Genomic DNA, 15,984 nt, shown 5'->3' on the forward strand with positions numbered 1-15,984 from the left:
TTCTTATCATACCAGCTTTGTTACTTTTATACCACTTTGGAGCAGCAATAAACCTAATTTATTTACGGCAAACCGCTACCCCGATGGGATAATAAACTTCTTTACGAGGAGGTTCAATGGTTACGCCATTTTGGTAAAAAAGTTCAACCTCGCTGAATTTCGTGAATAGTCCTTTAAACTCTTCAGGAGTCATTTGAAAATGATGAAAAGGAGAACCGCTTGGATGATTTAAACCTTTCCCAAAAGGAGTAGATAACACGAGGGTGCCTCCTGGTTTAAGAAGCATGTGCATGTGTTCCATAAATACTTGGACATCAGGGATATGCTCAATCGTTTCAAAGCTGAGCACCGTATCAAACCTGCCGATTTCCTCTACCCAATTGTCATTCATGATGTCACCCGTCTGGAAGTTGAGGAGAGGGTGGTAGTAATTTTGGATGGCGTAATTGATCGTATCTTCACAAATGTCCGCACCTATGATTTCATCGATTTGCTTTTTTTTCTTTTTCGCAAGATGTGCTGCCCCATAACCTACGCCACAAGCTATATCTAGAACCCTTCCTTTAGAATAGGGTTCAGAAAAGTGATAGCGAGCTACATGTTCCAAGAGTAAGTTATTCATTGGATCCATGTTTTTAGGAATGACACGCTCTCCTGTATCATCTAACATGAAAATTTCACCGCTTTTGTTTAGTTTTGTTCTATTATAACAGATTTAAGTTTATTTATAATAAATTTGACCGATATATTGAAAAGAAGCTATATTTTAGATATATTGAGTATAGTCCTTGAAATTTGCCCAATCCCTAATGAAGGACATTAGTAGAGATTATCCATAGTCTTTACTAAAAAAGATCCGGCCAAGAGGAACTTGGCCGGATCTTTTTTTATTTGGCTCTGTTAAAATTCAATGTTGATATTTGCTCAAATGGAACAAATGTTCTTGAATAGTTGAAGAAGGAATGAGTTACCAACACACAATTGACTGATATTATGTGATAATCAAAAGGTATCAAGACTCTGCAAGTAAGGGGTAAAAGATGAAGAAATATATTTCGTTAAACTTAGTTTTACATATTGTATTTTGAGTAGGAACTATACTTACGGTATTTATAATATATAAGGATATTGATACTTCGCTTTCATTTAAATTTATTATTGGATATGTAATTTATCTCCTTCTCTTTGCCTTGTTCTCCACATTTATAGCGATTGTGAATACAAGGAAGTTAAATTGGATTCAAATAAAAAAAGGCTTTTTACGTTTATTGCATGGTTTATCTCTTTAAGCGCTGCACAGTATCTTATTGATTATTTTTTAAGAAGCTCGGCAATAGATGTTTGGGATTTTGGTCTTCCGTTAGGTTTATCACTTGGAATGACTTTTTCAGATTTAATGACTTGGAAAAAGAAAGACTAAAGCATAAACGTTTTTGCAAAAGAAGTTCTTTATTGAACTAAGGGTTAATGTCTTTTTATTCTTTCACTAATGAGAGCATTAGTGTAGGGTGGACAACATCAAGTTATCTCGAAATCAAGTCTTACGGAATTGGGGGCGTTAGTTTAATAAGCGAATATATATAAAGAAGACTTCCATAAAACTGGAAGTCTTCTTTAATAGGCAATATCAACACTAGACTTTAACATAGCCTTTTATTTAATAATCATTACAGGTGACTTAATATATTTTACGATTTTGTGGCTTACGCTACCTAAGATTAAAGTTTGAAACTTATTTCTTCCGCGGCTGCCTGTTACTACACAATCGAAATTGTTTTCGTTAGCGTACTCAATGATTGATTCGGCAGGTTCACCATGCAAAATAGTTATATCGGCTTTAACTCCTTGATTCTCAATACTTTGAATCGTATCTAGAAATTTTTCTTTTCTTTTGGCTGTTGCCGTATGGGAATCTCCATAAGTTAATACATCTTCTTTGGACTTGTCACCATCTACGGCATAAACCAGCTCAATTCGAGCTTCATCCTTGTAAGACGATACCATTTTAATCGTTTGTTCAATAGCTCTTACGGAGTGATCAGAACCATCGGTTGCTAGTAAAATATTCTTAAACATTGGTTAGCTCCTTTATAAAAAAGATTATTTAGTGACCTGCACTCTTAGAAACTCCACCAAGGCGATTTAAAAGCCTGGAGCTTTCTCCATTCAGTCCTTTGAAGTGTACTCGAATACCATTTTGCTCGAATTTCGTTTCTAAGTTATCAAGTGCTCCAATGGCTGAATCGTCCCAAAGGTGGGATTCCGTTAAGTCTATTATAACTTCTTCAATGTTTTCTTTGAAATCGATTGAATCTATGAAGTCTGTTACAGAAGCAAAGAATAATTGTCCTTGCACGTAGTATATTTTTTTTCGTCCTTCGTTGACGTATAGCGGAAGCACTCGGACTTTCGAAATTTTAACAGCGAAGAAGATCATGCTGAGCACAACTCCAGCTAAAACACCATATGCCAAATTATGGGTGATTACTACAGTTAATACTGTAACGACCATAACAGATGCATCTGTTTTAGGTACACGATGTATGTTTCTTAAAGAACTCCAATCAAACGTTCCAATAGAAACCATGATCATTACCCCGGCAAGTGCGGCCATTGGGATTTGAACAACAACCCCGCCTAATACGATAATAAGGAACATTAGTACTATTCCGGATACAAGGGAAGACAACCTTCCATTTCCTCCAGATTTAACATTGATAACCGATTGACCGATCATTGCACAGCCTGCCATACCGCCAAAGCAGCCAGTGACAATATTTGCAATTCCTTGTCCGCGGCTTTCTTTGTTTTTATCACTATCTGTATCTGTCATATCGTCTACAATCGAAGCAGTTAATAGTGATTCTAACAAACCAACGATGGTTAAAGCTAAAGCATAAGGGAAAATAATCATTAATGTTTCCATATTTAAAGGCATATCTGGAAGTGCAAATAAAGGAAGTGATTGTGTAAGCTCTCCCATATCCCCAACATTACGAACACCAAAATTCATAGATATAGCTATAGCAGAGACTACTACGATGGCTACTAATGTGGATGGGACGGCCTTTGTAACGTATGGGAATAAATAAATGATTGCTAATGTTAAACCTACAAGTGCGTACATAATCCAAGCTTCATCTACGAAATGTTGAAACTGAGATGTGAAAATCATTATAGCAAGGGCATTCACAAACCCTACCATGACCGATCTTGGAATAAATTTCATAAACCGGGCAAGTTTAAACACTCCGAAAATAATTTGAAGAATTCCTGTTAGTATTGTTGTAGCTAATAAATATTCGATACCATGCTGGGATACTAAAGTAACCATTAACAGGGCCATGGCACCTGTGGCACCTGATATCATACCAGGTCGACCTCCGACAAATGCGATCACTACGGCGATACAAAATGAAGCGTAAAGTCCGACCATAGGATCGACTCCTGCGATAATGGAGAAGGCAATCGCCTCTGGAATAAGTGCTAGCGCAACTACGATTCCAGCAAGTACATCTCCCCTGACATTGCCAAACCATTGTTGTTTAATTGCTGAAATTGACATGATTTACCTCTTTCTATAGTTATTTTTTGGACTATTGATTCTCACAATAGTCAAGTTAGTTTATAATTTCGCACCGTTCTTTAAATTTTCAATATAATCGTGAAGGTCCGTTTTTTTAACTCTCCAGTGACTTCCTATCTTAAAAGCAGGGATACGTCCTTCTTGTGCTAATTTATAAGTAGTCATTTCACTTAACTGCAAATAATCAGCAACTTGAGATATTGTCATAATATCTCTTTCCATCTTCATTCCTCCATCCAGAAAAAACTTTACTTCGTTAGGAAATTTTATAAGTCTTTATAACTGACTATAATAGAGTATAAGATAATGAGATCAATTGCAATGGCTATTTTCATAGTAAGCGCTTACTATGAAAAATAAAACGTTTACAATATAGGGAATGCTAAAAAGGTGAGTCATGTAAGTAAAATATTTATCTTGCGTTAGTATTAAGAGCGATGGGAATTGTGAGGGCGAGATTAACTGACTAGAGGATGGTCAAGTGACTAAGTGTAATGTTTCTCCAGTTCATTGGTCATAAACAGGATACGTTTTCCTGCAAAAAAAAAAGAAACTCCCGACTAGGAGCTTCTTTTAGGAACTTGGGTCGCAAGTCTATTTAAATAATCGACGTTCTTACAAATATCGCAAGGAGAAGGTCTTCCAAATGGGGCCGATTGTTTTTGTTGATAAAGTAGAATACCGTCTTGATTAACAATAAAATGAGCTGGTTCATGATGTGGGCAGTGGTTGTTATAGGGATCTTCACCAGTGTTTTGAAAAACGTCAAATGCTTCTCCGATGGTGAAGAATTCGTCGCTTAATACTGGAAATGTTAAATGATATTTTTCTACAAAAAGCTCTAAATTTTGAAGTGAATCAGTAGAGATGGCCGTAATTAATAAGTTATGGTTTTTTAATTCCTCTTTTTCACTTTCCAGCTTTTGCAGTTCTTCCGTGCAGGCGAGAGACCAGCTTCCACGGAAAAATACGATCAAGTGCCAATAGTTTTTATGCTTCAGCCGGTAGTCTTCAAATGCATATTTATCTTTATGTGCAGAAGGAAGCCGAAAACTGGGAACGGAACTTCCAATATTCAAACGAGGCATTGGATTTATCCTCCTTTCTTGTTAAGAGTTTCATTGAAAAATGGAGAGTTTGTTTCTTCTAATAAAAAACCCTCTCTTGACGTGCCGACTAAATATAGCTGGTGAAGAGGTCTCGTCATAGCTACATATAGAAGCTTTGCATCCAATTCTTTATGAAAATAGGATTCGCTTAGGTTCATAAGGATTACTGCGTCAAATTCTAAACCTTTAGCTAAATGAGAAGGCACGATAGCTATTTTGTCGTCCTCTATGGCATTGTTTTCTTCAAGCAGTTGAAAAGAATAGTCACTTGAATTTTCCATTAATTTAAGGATGTTCTTAGCTTCTTTTTTAGTTTTACTTATGATTGATATGGTTTCCATTTCATCCGATTTTACCTGAGCCAATACATTTATTAGTTTCTCTTTTGCCTCTTCTTCGTTCTTTATTTGTATGAAAGAGGGTAAAGGGCCATGACGTACAACAGGTTCCGCTGTATCTAAATGAGGCTGGGTATTTTCTAGTAATGAGTTAGCCAGGTTCATAATTTCTATCGTCGTTCGATAACTCTTTTTCAATGTTCGATATAAGGCTCGTGGAAATACCTGCTCGATGAGTTGTTCCCAGCTGGTAAGCCCTCGATAGGAATGGATTCCCTGAGAAAGGTCTCCCAGCACGGTAAACAGGTCAGTTTCAGTACTCATTCGAAGGGCATACATCTGAAAAATACTGTAATCCTGAGCTTCGTCAATAACCACATTTTTAGCTTTGTTTTCTTTTTTGATCCCATATAAACGATATTGCAGGTAAAGAAGAGGGGCGAGGTCCTCTAATTCATATTTTTTCTTTTTTATGTGCTGGTTAAACGATTCTACTAAATATTTCTGCTGCTCATCGGTTAATGAATCGTTGGTAAATACTTTCATTTGGTCACTGTTGCTCATTAATTTATGGTAATAGTCCCAAGGTTTCTTCAGTTCATACTGTTTTAAAAAGTCGCTTACTACTTTGATACTAGTTTTTTTAATTCTGGCAATTCTTTTGTCTTTTTCCTCATTCAATTTAATGACTTTTTTTCTTCGTTCCTCCGTATAGTTTGGGGAATAATAAAGTCGGTCAAATTGATCATCAAATTTATTTTCGATCAGTTTGATCATTTCCTTTTTCTTCTTCTTAAAAGTAGCCTGGAGAACCCCTTTGATTTTTTTGATTCTTTTGTCTATAGGTAAATATCGATACTCCTCGAAAAAGAGTTGGTTGATTTTATTAGCTTTATAGAGAGTGAATCCCTCAACTTTGAAATGCTCATTTATTGTGAAGGATTTTTCAATATCCAGAATGAACTGGTCGATCAAGTTCTTGAATTCCATCGATCCTTTAAACTCTGAAGACCATTTAGAAAGGTCGTGGTGTCCTGGTTCTAATAATTGTAAGAGTTTTTCATCAGGATGGATCAGCTTTAATTTTTTCTTAATACTTTTTTCGACATAATCAATAAAAGTAGTTTGGCGTATCTGCTCCACTCCGAGTTCGGGAAGAGCTTCTGAAATATAATTTATAAACAGGCGATTAGGTGCTAAAATCATCATCTCACTAGGGGAGACTCGGTCAGCATAACTATAGATGAACATGGAAAGGCGGTGAAGCGCAATGGTTGTTTTGCCACTTCCTGCTACCCCTTGAACGATAACGGGTTTTGATAAATCTGACCGAATGACTTCGTTTTGTTCTGCTTGAATGGTAGAGACAATCTCTGTTAATCGGTTGTTAGAGCTGCCCGTCAAAGATGACTGCAGTAACTCATCACGTGTCGTAATATCAATATCTCTAATTTCTTCAAGTTCACCATCTTCAATAACATACTGTCTTTTTAAAGAGAGGTTCCCTGAATGAACTTGGTCTTCGGTTTCGTACTCCACTTCCCCAAGCCTTCCATCATAATATAGACTTGCCACAGGCGAACGCCAGTCCACGATGATCGACTCCTGAGTATCTTTCTTGAACAAGGACACTTTTCCGATATAGTAGGAGGAAGGGTGATCGGTTTCATCGTTTTGAAAGTCAATTCTTCCAAAATACGGTTTGCTTGCGACTCGCTTCAAATGATCAAGCTCAGAGGAGGTCATTTCAAAGAACTTAGCGTTTACCAGAATATTTATATAGCTCAAACTGCTGTCAAGGTAGTCTAGGTTCACAAACGCATCTTTAATATTATCCTTATAGGATTCTTGCATATGTTCTGAAGCTTCTAGAATTTTGACAATATAATCTTTCGTATAGTTAAGTCGTTGTACTTCCTGCTGGTAATCTGGGTGGTTAATAGTCATTAAGCATAAGCCTCCGTCAGTAATTAAGGTCTATGTAATAAAATTTAAATGAGTTCGTGGAATCAGTCAATTGTAATCAGTTATAAATAAAACAATTAAATTATAATCAATTTAAAAATACGGTGTTATGTCGAGTTATTCAATGCTATGGCTATTGTTAGTCACGGTCTTACGAAGCTGAAAAATTGGCTGTAAGAAAACAAAGCAACTAGCAATGTGCCCAGAACATTGTCGTATTGTCTATTTTTACGATGTTGTAAAACATGTAAATGAAAAGAAAAAGAAAAGAAAAACCTTTGCGATATAAATTTAATTGTTATCTATTTATTAAACCTTTACACTAAACATAAAGACTTTATTAAAGGGAAGGTCATAAGTATGGAACAAGAACGAGAGATCTTAACTATTGCCCAGGTCGCTGAATTTTTACAAATAAGTGAAGTGACCACTTATAAACTTGTCCAAGAAGGAAGAATTCCAGGTTTTAAGATCGGACGTCACTGGAGAGTAAAAAAAGAAGATTTACGTGAGCATATTTCTAAATTGCAGCACGGAGATCAGTTATAAACACTACCAGAAGCTGCCTATCAAACAGCTTCTTTTAATTAGGTTCTGTTAGTTGTAAGTGTTGATTTTTTAATAAGATTCCTTATAGGGGAGGAACAATTCTGTTGCTCTTATTAGGGATTGACTAAGGATGGAAATGACTTGCTGTGCGTGAGGAGGACGGCAAAGCCCCTCGAGCGAAAGCTTTACGGTGTATCGCCACTCATGCCATTAGCGAAGTTAAGTATTTCAATTTTCTATATCCAGTTATTAAGATAAAAAAGACAAAAAGAGAGGGGCTTCCCTCTCTAAAAATTATTAATAATAAGGATAATACGGATAGTAAGGGTATGGGGCGAAATATGGGTAAAGCAGCAGTGAAGTCAGCCCGGCCAGAGGTAAGACCCTTCTGCGGAAACGACGGGCCCTTCTTCGCCCAAAGCCCCCATATCCTCCGTATCCCCATTGTCTGCTCTCATTTTCTTCATTCCCGTTTTCATCCACCATCACATCTTCGCCCATCAGCATCGTGACTTCATTATCATTAGCGTCCATTACGATGCCGTCAAAGGAAGACCCATCCTCCATCGTACCCATTACGTGGTAGTTCATTAATTGTTTACAATACTGTTTTGTAGGTTTCATTTGCTGCTGGTTTCCGCTCATATTTCGCATGTATGTCATGTTCATCACTCCTCAAAAACATGATACGCACCCAGCCTATAAGTGTGACAAATTAAGAAGGCAGAATTATTTTACTATAATTACCATCCAGTATTTAGTAAAATAAAGCTAAGTCATATTCATGAGGTGATTGTAATTGAAAAAGAAAGCGCCGATCGACCTTGGTCATCGTATACATTTGATTGATGGTTTTGATTTAGGGTTTCCTGGACGGACAGGTACATATGTGTTGAATGATGAACAGCTGACGCTTGTAGAAACAGGGCCGAGCCTCTCTGTTCCTAGAATAATAGAAGGATTAGAGGAATTGGATCTTGATCCTAAGGACATCCGATATGTCATTTTGACTCACATTCATTTGGATCATGCCGGGGGAGCGGGGCTTTTGCTTCGGGAATGTCCGGAAGCAAAAGTTATCGTCCATAAAAAGGGGAAACGTCATATGGCTGACCCCTCAAGACTTATAGATGGAGCGCGGGCCGTATACGGTGATTCTTTTGATGAACTGTTTGATCCGGTCCTTCCAATTGCGGAAGAACAGTTACTCGTTAAGGGAGAAGGCGATACACTTGAGATCGGATCAGAATGCAAGTTGGAGTTTTATGATACGCCTGGTCATGCGAATCACCATTTAGGAATTTACGATCCTGTAAGTAATGGAATTTTTACGGGGGACACGGCAGGCATTCGCTACCATCAAACCGAGGATAAAGGGATTACGTTTTACCTGCCTTCAACTTCACCGAACCAATTCGATCCTGAAGCGATGAAGCAGTCGATTGAAAAGTTTAAATCAATGGATGTTGATCGTATTTATTTCGGCCATTTCGGAATGTCGGAGGAGCCTGAAGCGGCCTTCGACCAAGTGCTGGAGTGGATTCCTGAATTTATGGAAGCGGGTGAGACCGCCTTTTCCAATGGGGAAGGGTTGGAAGGAATTAAAAAACGCCTGCACGATAAAGTTTCCGCTTATTTAAAAGGTTTCAGCGTCCATGAAGATCATCATGTGTTTGAAATACTGCCTCTCGATTTTGAGGTGTGTGCGATGGGCCTGCTGGATTATTTAAGAAAAAGGGAGAAATAAACTATGAATAGAGTAAATTTGATTACCCTTGGAGTCAAAGATATGAGAAGATCTGTCAAATTTTATCGGGATGAACTCGGTTTTCCTACAAATGAAAAGTCTGATGATCCTGAGATTATCTTTTTTAACACTCCTGGGTCTAAGGTTTCCCTTTACCCTCTAGAGTCTCTGGCAGAAGACATAAATAAAGCTGACCCTCCAGAAAGAGGCAGGTTTCCAGGTATAACGCTGGCCTTCAATGCCAAATCAGAACAAGAAGTCGACGAGGTGATGGAGCGAGCGGAAGCGGCTGGGGCAAAAATCGTAAAAGCTCCTGAAAAAGTGTTTTGGGGAGGATACAGCGGTTACTTCACTGATCCGGACGGTTACTACTGGGAGGTCGCTTACGGGGAAATGTGGGAGTTTGATGAGAACGATATGTTAATCATTAGTTAAATGGATTTCCAAAGCTAGAGCAGAGGAGGGATAGCATCACACATGAGTACAAAAACTTCCCTTATACTTCTCAAAAAAGCTGGCTGAAAAAAGGGCTGGGCTCTTTATTCAATGTGGTGGTAAGTACTGTTTTTTTAGTGCTTCCAAGTATAACAGATAACCGAATCCCTCCTTATCTTGTCGTACTGGCTGTGCTGCTTTTTCTCTTTGGTATAATACGGTTGGTTCATAACGTGCGAAAGCTGGAAAAAGATTATGTAAGGATCTCGGATAGTTATATCTCGCTGGATAGGGGGTTGGCACTTCCTAGAATAGAAATTCCTTTTGATCGTATAGAAAGTATTGTACCGATGGAGAAAGTAATATTATTGAAGCTTGAGTATGGGGAGGAGAAAGAGATATATAAAGAACTACTGGAGCCGGAAGATATAAATGAGTTACAAGAAGCACTTGCGGCCCAGCGTGAACGGGGCTTGGGCTGATCCATCACAGGGTTGATTTGAAGGTGGAAACCGGCTGTATAAGTGATTTTTTTGCTGAAAAGGACTGTTGAACCTCGATTTTAACTGAGTTGCAAGGATCAGAGCATTAATACAAAAGATAAAAAGAAGGTGGATGTACGTGATTCGAGTGGCCTTACTTAGTAAATGGCATGTGCACGCGGTAGATTATGCAAGAGAAGCAATGGAAAATGAAAGAATCTCGATTGAAGTTGTGTGGGACGAGGATCAGGAACGCGGGGAAGCCTGGGGGGAAGAATTAGGGGTTCCTTTTGAAGTAGATCTTACTCAGGTTTTGACTAATTCGAATATTGACGGTGTCATAGTGACGACCCCAACAAGCGACCATACTCACGTCTTGATGGAAGCGGCGAGGTATGGCAAACATATTTTCACAGAAAAAGTGCTGGCTTTAACGATGGAAGAGTGTGACAGCATTCTAATGGAAGTTGAAAAAGCAGACGTGGAGTTTATGATTTCTCTTCCACGTTTAATCGAGGATTATTATTTATATACACAAAAGGCTGTAGATCAAGGCTGGCTCGGTAAAGTCACGATGGTTCGATGTCGGGTTGCGCACAACGGGGCGGTTTCTACAAATGATCATCCGGATGGCTGGCTTCCGCATCATTTTTATGAAAAAGAGAAGACTGGCGGGGGAGCTCTTATCGACCTTGGAGCCCACCCTATTTATTTAGCTAATCGATTGGCTGGCGTCCCTAAAGCAGTGACAGCTCGTATGCCTTCTGTGTTTAACACGGAAGTGGATGACCAGGCTGCAGCTATGGTTGAGTATGATTCGGGTGTGCTTGCAGTTCTTGAAACTAGTTTCGTTTCGGCAGGAAGTCCATTTCAGCTGCAGGTCTATGGTACTGAAGGGGCGATTTTGATTGAACAGAATCAATTGCGGATCAAAAGCTCCCAGCTTGGTTCCGAAGGATGGGTGATTCCAGAAGATCTTCCTGATAAATTGCCTATGCCTATGGAGCAGTGGGTCAGAGCTATAGAAGATGGTACAGCATCGGCGATTACGAAGGATGATGCACTGCAGTTGACCCTCGTAAATGAGGGAGCGGCTGTATCTCACCAAGAGGGTCGAAGGGTTGAATTGGCTTCACATTAGAGAAGAATAAAAAGAAACGCAATTCCTGAGGGGTTGCGTTTTTCTTTTTGAAATTTTTATAAAGGTGCTCCCGCAGATCGATGAAATCGTATTGTATTTATTAAACTGTCGTGTTGATATTCATATAAAATTCTTTATTTTGAAGACTCAGTTTCGAGACTTTTGTTTGCGGAGAGGTGGCTTTAGAAAACGGATCGCTTTCCGTGGGCATGTGGTGAGCTTCCTCAGGCTTCGCCTTCCGGGATCTCACCTACCATGTACATCCCACCTCTTACACCATTATAGGTATTAATATAAACAATTGCATAAACAATAAGGGGCTATATCCAGCTCCAGCGCTTAGCGGCTACTGAGACTTCCTTCACTTCTGTACGATAAGTCAACATCGACTCACTCCGTTCTTCGTGTTTCCTTTATCTCCGCCAGCTCAGTCCAGTCCATACGCCGCTGATCAAAGCGCTTCCGCTTTCAAAAGGCAGGAGGCTCACCGTTTTCTAAAGCCACTATACAATTGGAAGATGCTCGAAACTACCTTTAAGCGTTTTCTAGCAGTACAGATAGTAAGGGACGACGAGGATATTGGAGCGTCCTAGCTTCAGATGGAATTTACCTAATCCGCGTATTCCAGCTTTCACATTTATATCCCATTACCCTATCCAGCTCCTGAGCTTAGCGCTAATGAGAGTTCCTTCTCTTCTGAACGGATAAATCAACAACTAATCACTTCTTTCTCCTTGTTTCCTTTTCCTCACCATTTACAAGACCCCATCACCATGTAGTGAGAAACCAAGCATCTGCCAAGAGAGTTTGGATTTTTTCGAGAAGAGGGTCAGTGCTCCCTTCTCTATAGTATTGGATGGACCTGTAAGTTAGTTTTTCTGAATTAGCAGTTTTATATATTCTACAAACATCGGTACTTGAGAGCATTTTGCTTCCATTCTTAAAACCACCTTTCACTCATTACGGTGGCGGAACTGCAGAAAGTCTTGAAGCTGTCTTATTTAAGATTTACTCCAACTGCATACATCATCAGTATTTTTGATAGAATGGATAAAAGCGAATCAAATTGATTCACAGCAGTGAAGGAAGTATAATATAATCACTATGTGAAATATTTCACTAATTGAAAATCCAGATAGGAGCTACTTTTTATGAAGCACCTAAAACAAATCGCCTTTTCCCAGCGGTCGGTTGTTGTATCACTTGTAATCATTTCCCTGGCGATCGGGGCGGCCATCATTGGCCAGGCTTATTATTTTGTTGCGATCGTTGAGGGGGTATTTTTAAATAACGAACCGTTCCAGTCGATTGTTCCATTGTTGGTCGGCTTACTCGTCGTGCTCATAGTACGAGCCTTATTTACGTATTTGTCTGGGCGCATGGGAGTGAAGATGGCGGCGAAGGCAAAGAGAGGTTTCAGAAAATCACTTTTAAATAAATATGCAAAGAACCCTGTAGAAGCATCGATGCAGGGCCAGTCGGGCCGGAAAATCAGTATATTAATGGATGCTACCGATGATGTCGACAGTTATTTCAGCAGTTATATCCCTCAGATGATTCAGACATCGATCGTGCCGGTTATGATTTTGATTGCTGTGTTTACTCAGCATTTATATTCGGGATTGCTCATGGTAATAACTGCTCCCTTCATTCCGTTTTTTATGGCGCTTATAGGTGTGATGACAAAAAAGAAATCTGAAGAGCAATTGGAGAAAATGACGGCTTTCTCAGGAAGATTTCTCGATACGCTGCAAGGACTTACGACACTTAAGTTGTTTGGCCGTGCGCAAAAGCAAAGGCAATTAATCAAGGAAAGCAGTCTCGGTTTCCGTGACGCTACTATGGAAGTGTTAAAGGTCGCATTTGTTTCCTCCTTGATGCTTGAATTCATTTCAATGCTGAGTATCGGGCTCATTGCGATGGAAATTGCCATCCGTCTCGTTGTTTATGAAAATATTACGTTTTTTTCCGCATTTTTTATATTAATATTAGCCCCTGAGTTTTATCAATTTTTAAAAGATGCAGGAAGTGCGTTTCATGCGGGGCGGGGCAGCAGCGTAGCTGCCCAGAAGATTACGGATGAATTAGAAGAGGATACTCCGAATGTTGATTGGGGAAGTGCGCCGCTGGTCTTGAATAATCAACCCCCGGCTATAGAACTTGAAGGGGCAAGTTTCCGATACAGAGAAGAGGGGTTTGCTCTGGATCGTATTCATGCCAGCTTTCCACCCTACAGCCAGGTGGCGATTGTCGGGCGGACAGGTTCTGGTAAAACGACATTACTTCATATCATTGCTGGATTGTTAGCCCCGTCTAAAGGTGGGATAAAAGTGAATGGTGAGCCACTCTCTGATTATAAGGAACAGGATTGGTTCGACCAGTTAAGTTATATCTCCCAGCAGCCTTACCTGTTTTCAGGAACGATCGCTGATAACATTGCCGTCGGAGCACGAGATGTAAGTCGCTCGCAAATTGAGGAAGCCGCTCAAAAATCGGGCATTGCCTCATTTATCGAAGCTCTTGAACATGGTTATGATACACCTGTAGGTGAAGCAGGGCGAGGACTTTCTGGAGGAGAGAAACAGCGAGTGGCCATTGCGAGGGCTTTCTTGAAACGGCCGTCGATCATTCTGTTCGACGAGCCTACTACAGGGCTTGATCTCCAAACGGAAAAAATTCTGCAAAAGTCTCTGCAGGAGCTGGCCCAATCCTCGACCGTCATCACCGTGGCTCACCGTCTGCATACGATTCAGACAGCCGATCAGATTCTGCTGTTAGACAATGGCAGGCTTATCGGCCAAGGGAAACATGAAGAGATGATCCGCACGATACCCGAATACCGCGACATGGTTACTGTACAGCAAGGAGGGGAGGCGCGATGAAGGATCTGGGAATTGTCCTCAAGCTTGTTATGATTGAGAAAAAAGATATTCTGCTCTCTATTTTCTTCGGGTTTTTAGCTGGAATTACAGCGGTAGGCTTATTCGCTTCAAGTGGGTATTTAATTTCGCGAGCGGCCTTAATTCCGCCGCTTTACGCCTTAACGGTCGTCATCGCTGTTTTGAAGATGTTCGGGTTCATAAGAGCTGCCAGCCGATATGCCGAGCGCTATTTTTCTCATCGAGCTACTTTTACAATCTTAAGTGAATTACGTGTTTCCTTTTATGAAAAAATCGAGCCTCTTGCTCCGCGTATTTTTCAAAAGTATCGAAGCGGTGATTTGCTCTCCAGGATTGTAGGTGATGTGGAGAGCTTACAAAACTTCTTCCTGCGGGTCTTTTACCCGCCGATTGTACTAGTCATTGTTTTCCTGAGTACGATCTTTTTTACTTCGTTTTACTCGCTTTCGGTCGCCATTGTGTTACTTATCGGCCTTGTGCTGACAGGGTTCGTCGTTCCCGCTCTGTTTGCACTGCACCAAAGACGGATCGACAGCGAGGTGCGTGAAAGCCGGGGTCTCTTATCTACGGAAGCTGCTGAGCTGCTTTATGGGTACCGTGATTTGAAGATTTATCAAAAGCTTGAACAAAAAGAAAAGCAGCTTCTCGATGCGTCAGATGAATATGTAGGCGAGCAGGAACGGGATGGTCTGCATTCTATGTTCAGCTTTTCTATGAATACGATGGTATCGCTTGTGATTTCCTGGTTTGTGCTTGGTTTAGGAGCCTGGCTCGTTGCTGAAGGTGAACTCGACGGCCTCTACCTTGCCATGCTCGTTATGATTTCGTTGACGGTTTTTGAGAACTCTACACCAATGGCTGTATTCCCGGTCCACTTAGAAGACAACCGTCATGCCTCCCGCCGTCTGTTTTCTGTTGTCCGGGAGGAACCAGAAAAAGAACCTGAGACTCCAGTAAAGCTGGCAGTAGGTCAGGCGCCTTCTATTGAAGTGGATGGTCTAACCTTTTCGTTCCCTGAAGAAGAGCGACTGGCTCTTCGTAACGTAAGCCTTGAGCTTCCGGCAGGTTCAAAAACAGCCATCGTCGGGGCGAGCGGATCTGGAAAATCGACACTCCTCCAAATGCTGTTGAAAATTCTCCCAAACGAAAAGGGAGCGATTCGGCTTGGAGGGTTGAACTTCGAGCAGATAGAAAGCGAAGATCTCTGGACCCGCTCTAACGTCGTATTGCAGGAGAATCATTTTTTCTACGGCAGCATACGGCACAACTTAGAGGTCGCTGAAGAAGGGTTGTCCGACGAGGTTCTCAACGAAGCGCTTCGAAAAGTGAAGCTCGAACATTTTTCCCTGGAAGATGAAGTGTTTGAACGTGGTGAGAATCTTTCTGGTGGTGAGAAGCAGCGGTTAGCGATTGCTCGTGCGATGTTGAAAGGGGAGCATCTGTGGCTGCTTGATGAGCCGACGTCTTCTGTGGATGCTCTGACGGAGCGTGCGTTGTATGATGCCATTTTTGCTCAAGCGCTTGAAGATACGGTAGTTCTAGTGAGCCACCGCCTGGCTGGACTGGAGAAAATGGATCAGATTGTTGTAATGGAACAGGGGGAAGTCGTTGAAGCTGGTACGTTCGATGAGCTGATGGCTCGCCGTGGATATTTTTACGAGATGAAGCAGATTGAAAAGAGTGTGTTTATGTAAGAGGGCAGAACGGCTTTGGTCGTTCTGCTTTTTTTTGT

General features: G+C 40.6%; 15 protein-coding genes. 8 read left to right on the top strand and 7 right to left on the bottom strand.

The window, feature by feature from the left end; all coding sequences use genetic code 11:
* Positions 1 to 58: 58 nt before the first annotated feature.
* Complete coding sequence (locus tag O2Q26_RS18760; protein ID WP_289217275.1) at positions 59 to 670, bottom strand: class I SAM-dependent methyltransferase; 612 nt, start codon at positions 668 to 670, stop codon at positions 59 to 61.
* 564 nt (positions 671 to 1,234) lie between these two features.
* On the opposite strand from O2Q26_RS18760, the gene O2Q26_RS18765 reads away from it, so the two are divergent.
* A complete protein-coding gene (locus O2Q26_RS18765; RefSeq protein WP_289217276.1) occupies positions 1,235 to 1,420 on the top strand; it encodes a hypothetical protein in 186 nt (61 codons plus the stop codon).
* Positions 1,421 to 1,653: 233 nt separating this feature from the next.
* Here the strand turns inward: O2Q26_RS18765 and O2Q26_RS18770 are convergent, their stop codons facing one another.
* From O2Q26_RS18770 to helD, 5 genes are all read right to left on the bottom strand, one after another.
* Positions 1,654 to 2,076, bottom strand: a complete 423-nt coding sequence (locus O2Q26_RS18770; RefSeq protein ID WP_289217277.1) for a universal stress protein — start codon at positions 2,074 to 2,076, stop codon at positions 1,654 to 1,656.
* Positions 2,077 to 2,104: 28 nt separating this feature from the next.
* Positions 2,105 to 3,565, bottom strand: coding sequence for a SulP family inorganic anion transporter (locus O2Q26_RS18775; RefSeq protein WP_289217278.1), 1,461 nt, complete (start codon positions 3,563 to 3,565; stop codon positions 2,105 to 2,107).
* Between the two features lie 60 nt (positions 3,566 to 3,625).
* Complete coding sequence (locus O2Q26_RS18780) at positions 3,626 to 3,808, bottom strand: helix-turn-helix domain-containing protein (protein ID WP_390216739.1); 183 nt, start codon at positions 3,806 to 3,808, stop codon at positions 3,626 to 3,628.
* A gap of 338 nt (positions 3,809 to 4,146) precedes the next feature.
* On the bottom strand, positions 4,147 to 4,674 hold the full coding sequence (locus tag O2Q26_RS18785) for a peroxiredoxin family protein (RefSeq protein ID WP_289217280.1): 528 nt from the start codon (positions 4,672 to 4,674) through the stop codon (positions 4,147 to 4,149).
* Between the two features lie 5 nt (positions 4,675 to 4,679).
* Positions 4,680 to 6,980 carry an RNA polymerase recycling motor HelD gene (gene helD / locus O2Q26_RS18790; protein WP_289217281.1) on the bottom strand — a complete coding sequence of 767 codons (2,301 nt, stop codon included), beginning with the start codon at positions 6,978 to 6,980 and terminating at the stop codon, positions 4,680 to 4,682.
* A 378-nt stretch (positions 6,981 to 7,358) separates the two neighbouring features.
* Between helD and O2Q26_RS18795 the strand changes: the two genes are divergently transcribed.
* Entirely contained in the window at positions 7,359 to 7,547 is a 189-nt protein-coding gene (locus O2Q26_RS18795) for a helix-turn-helix domain-containing protein (protein ID WP_289217282.1), read from the top strand.
* A gap of 297 nt (positions 7,548 to 7,844) precedes the next feature.
* Here O2Q26_RS18795 and O2Q26_RS18800 read toward each other — a convergent pair whose 3' ends face one another.
* Positions 7,845 to 8,210, bottom strand: coding sequence for a hypothetical protein (locus O2Q26_RS18800; RefSeq protein WP_289217283.1), 366 nt, complete (start codon positions 8,208 to 8,210; stop codon positions 7,845 to 7,847).
* Positions 8,211 to 8,346: 136 nt separating this feature from the next.
* Here O2Q26_RS18800 and O2Q26_RS18805 point away from each other — a divergent pair, with 136 nt between their 5' ends.
* The 6 genes from O2Q26_RS18805 (at position 8,347) to cydC (ending at position 15,946) form a co-directional block, all read left to right on the top strand.
* Positions 8,347 to 9,294, top strand: a complete 948-nt coding sequence (locus tag O2Q26_RS18805; protein ID WP_289217284.1) for an MBL fold metallo-hydrolase — start codon at positions 8,347 to 8,349, stop codon at positions 9,292 to 9,294.
* 3 nt (positions 9,295 to 9,297) lie between these two features.
* On the top strand, positions 9,298 to 9,729 hold the full coding sequence (locus tag O2Q26_RS18810; protein ID WP_289217285.1) for a VOC family protein: 432 nt from the start codon (positions 9,298 to 9,300) through the stop codon (positions 9,727 to 9,729).
* 296 nt (positions 9,730 to 10,025) lie between these two features.
* Positions 10,026 to 10,211 (top strand): hypothetical protein, encoded by a 186-nt coding sequence (locus O2Q26_RS18815; RefSeq protein WP_289217286.1) that lies wholly within the window; start codon positions 10,026 to 10,028, stop codon positions 10,209 to 10,211.
* A 139-nt stretch (positions 10,212 to 10,350) separates the two neighbouring features.
* Positions 10,351 to 11,352 carry a Gfo/Idh/MocA family protein gene (locus tag O2Q26_RS18820; RefSeq protein ID WP_289217287.1) on the top strand — a complete coding sequence of 334 codons (1,002 nt, stop codon included), beginning with the start codon at positions 10,351 to 10,353 and terminating at the stop codon, positions 11,350 to 11,352.
* 1,151 nt (positions 11,353 to 12,503) lie between these two features.
* On the top strand, positions 12,504 to 14,234 hold the full coding sequence (gene cydD, locus O2Q26_RS18825; RefSeq protein WP_289217288.1) for a thiol reductant ABC exporter subunit CydD: 1,731 nt from the start codon (positions 12,504 to 12,506) through the stop codon (positions 14,232 to 14,234).
* On the top strand, positions 14,231 to 15,946 hold the full coding sequence (gene cydC, locus O2Q26_RS18830; protein WP_289217289.1) for a thiol reductant ABC exporter subunit CydC: 1,716 nt from the start codon (positions 14,231 to 14,233) through the stop codon (positions 15,944 to 15,946). Before cydD ends, cydC begins: the two co-directional genes overlap by 4 nt.
* Positions 15,947 to 15,984 lie beyond the last annotated feature (38 nt).

Origin of the sequence: Halobacillus campisalis, assembly GCF_030345335.1 — a bacterium.
Taxonomy (GTDB): domain Bacteria; phylum Bacillota; class Bacilli; order Bacillales; family Halobacillaceae; genus Halobacillus_A; species Halobacillus_A campisalis.

Coding starts and splice junctions, on each gene's coding strand:
- O2Q26_RS18810 (WP_289217285.1), top strand. CDS start 9,298: ATGAATAGAGTAAATTTGATTACCCTTGGAGTCAAAGATATGAGAAGA.
- cydC (WP_289217289.1), top strand. CDS start 14,231: ATGAAGGATCTGGGAATTGTCCTCAAGCTTGTTATGATTGAGAAAAAA.
- helD (WP_289217281.1), bottom strand. CDS start 6,980: ATGACTATTAACCACCCAGATTACCAGCAGGAAGTACAACGACTTAAC.
- O2Q26_RS18795 (WP_289217282.1), top strand. CDS start 7,359: ATGGAACAAGAACGAGAGATCTTAACTATTGCCCAGGTCGCTGAATTT.
- cydD (WP_289217288.1), top strand. CDS start 12,504: ATGAAGCACCTAAAACAAATCGCCTTTTCCCAGCGGTCGGTTGTTGTA.
- O2Q26_RS18780 (WP_390216739.1), bottom strand. CDS start 3,808: ATGGAAAGAGATATTATGACAATATCTCAAGTTGCTGATTATTTGCAG.
- O2Q26_RS18770 (WP_289217277.1), bottom strand. CDS start 2,076: ATGTTTAAGAATATTTTACTAGCAACCGATGGTTCTGATCACTCCGTA.
- O2Q26_RS18785 (WP_289217280.1), bottom strand. CDS start 4,674: ATGCCTCGTTTGAATATTGGAAGTTCCGTTCCCAGTTTTCGGCTTCCT.
- O2Q26_RS18800 (WP_289217283.1), bottom strand. CDS start 8,210: ATGACATACATGCGAAATATGAGCGGAAACCAGCAGCAAATGAAACCT.
- O2Q26_RS18760 (WP_289217275.1), bottom strand. CDS start 670: ATGTTAGATGATACAGGAGAGCGTGTCATTCCTAAAAACATGGATCCA.
- O2Q26_RS18775 (WP_289217278.1), bottom strand. CDS start 3,565: ATGTCAATTTCAGCAATTAAACAACAATGGTTTGGCAATGTCAGGGGA.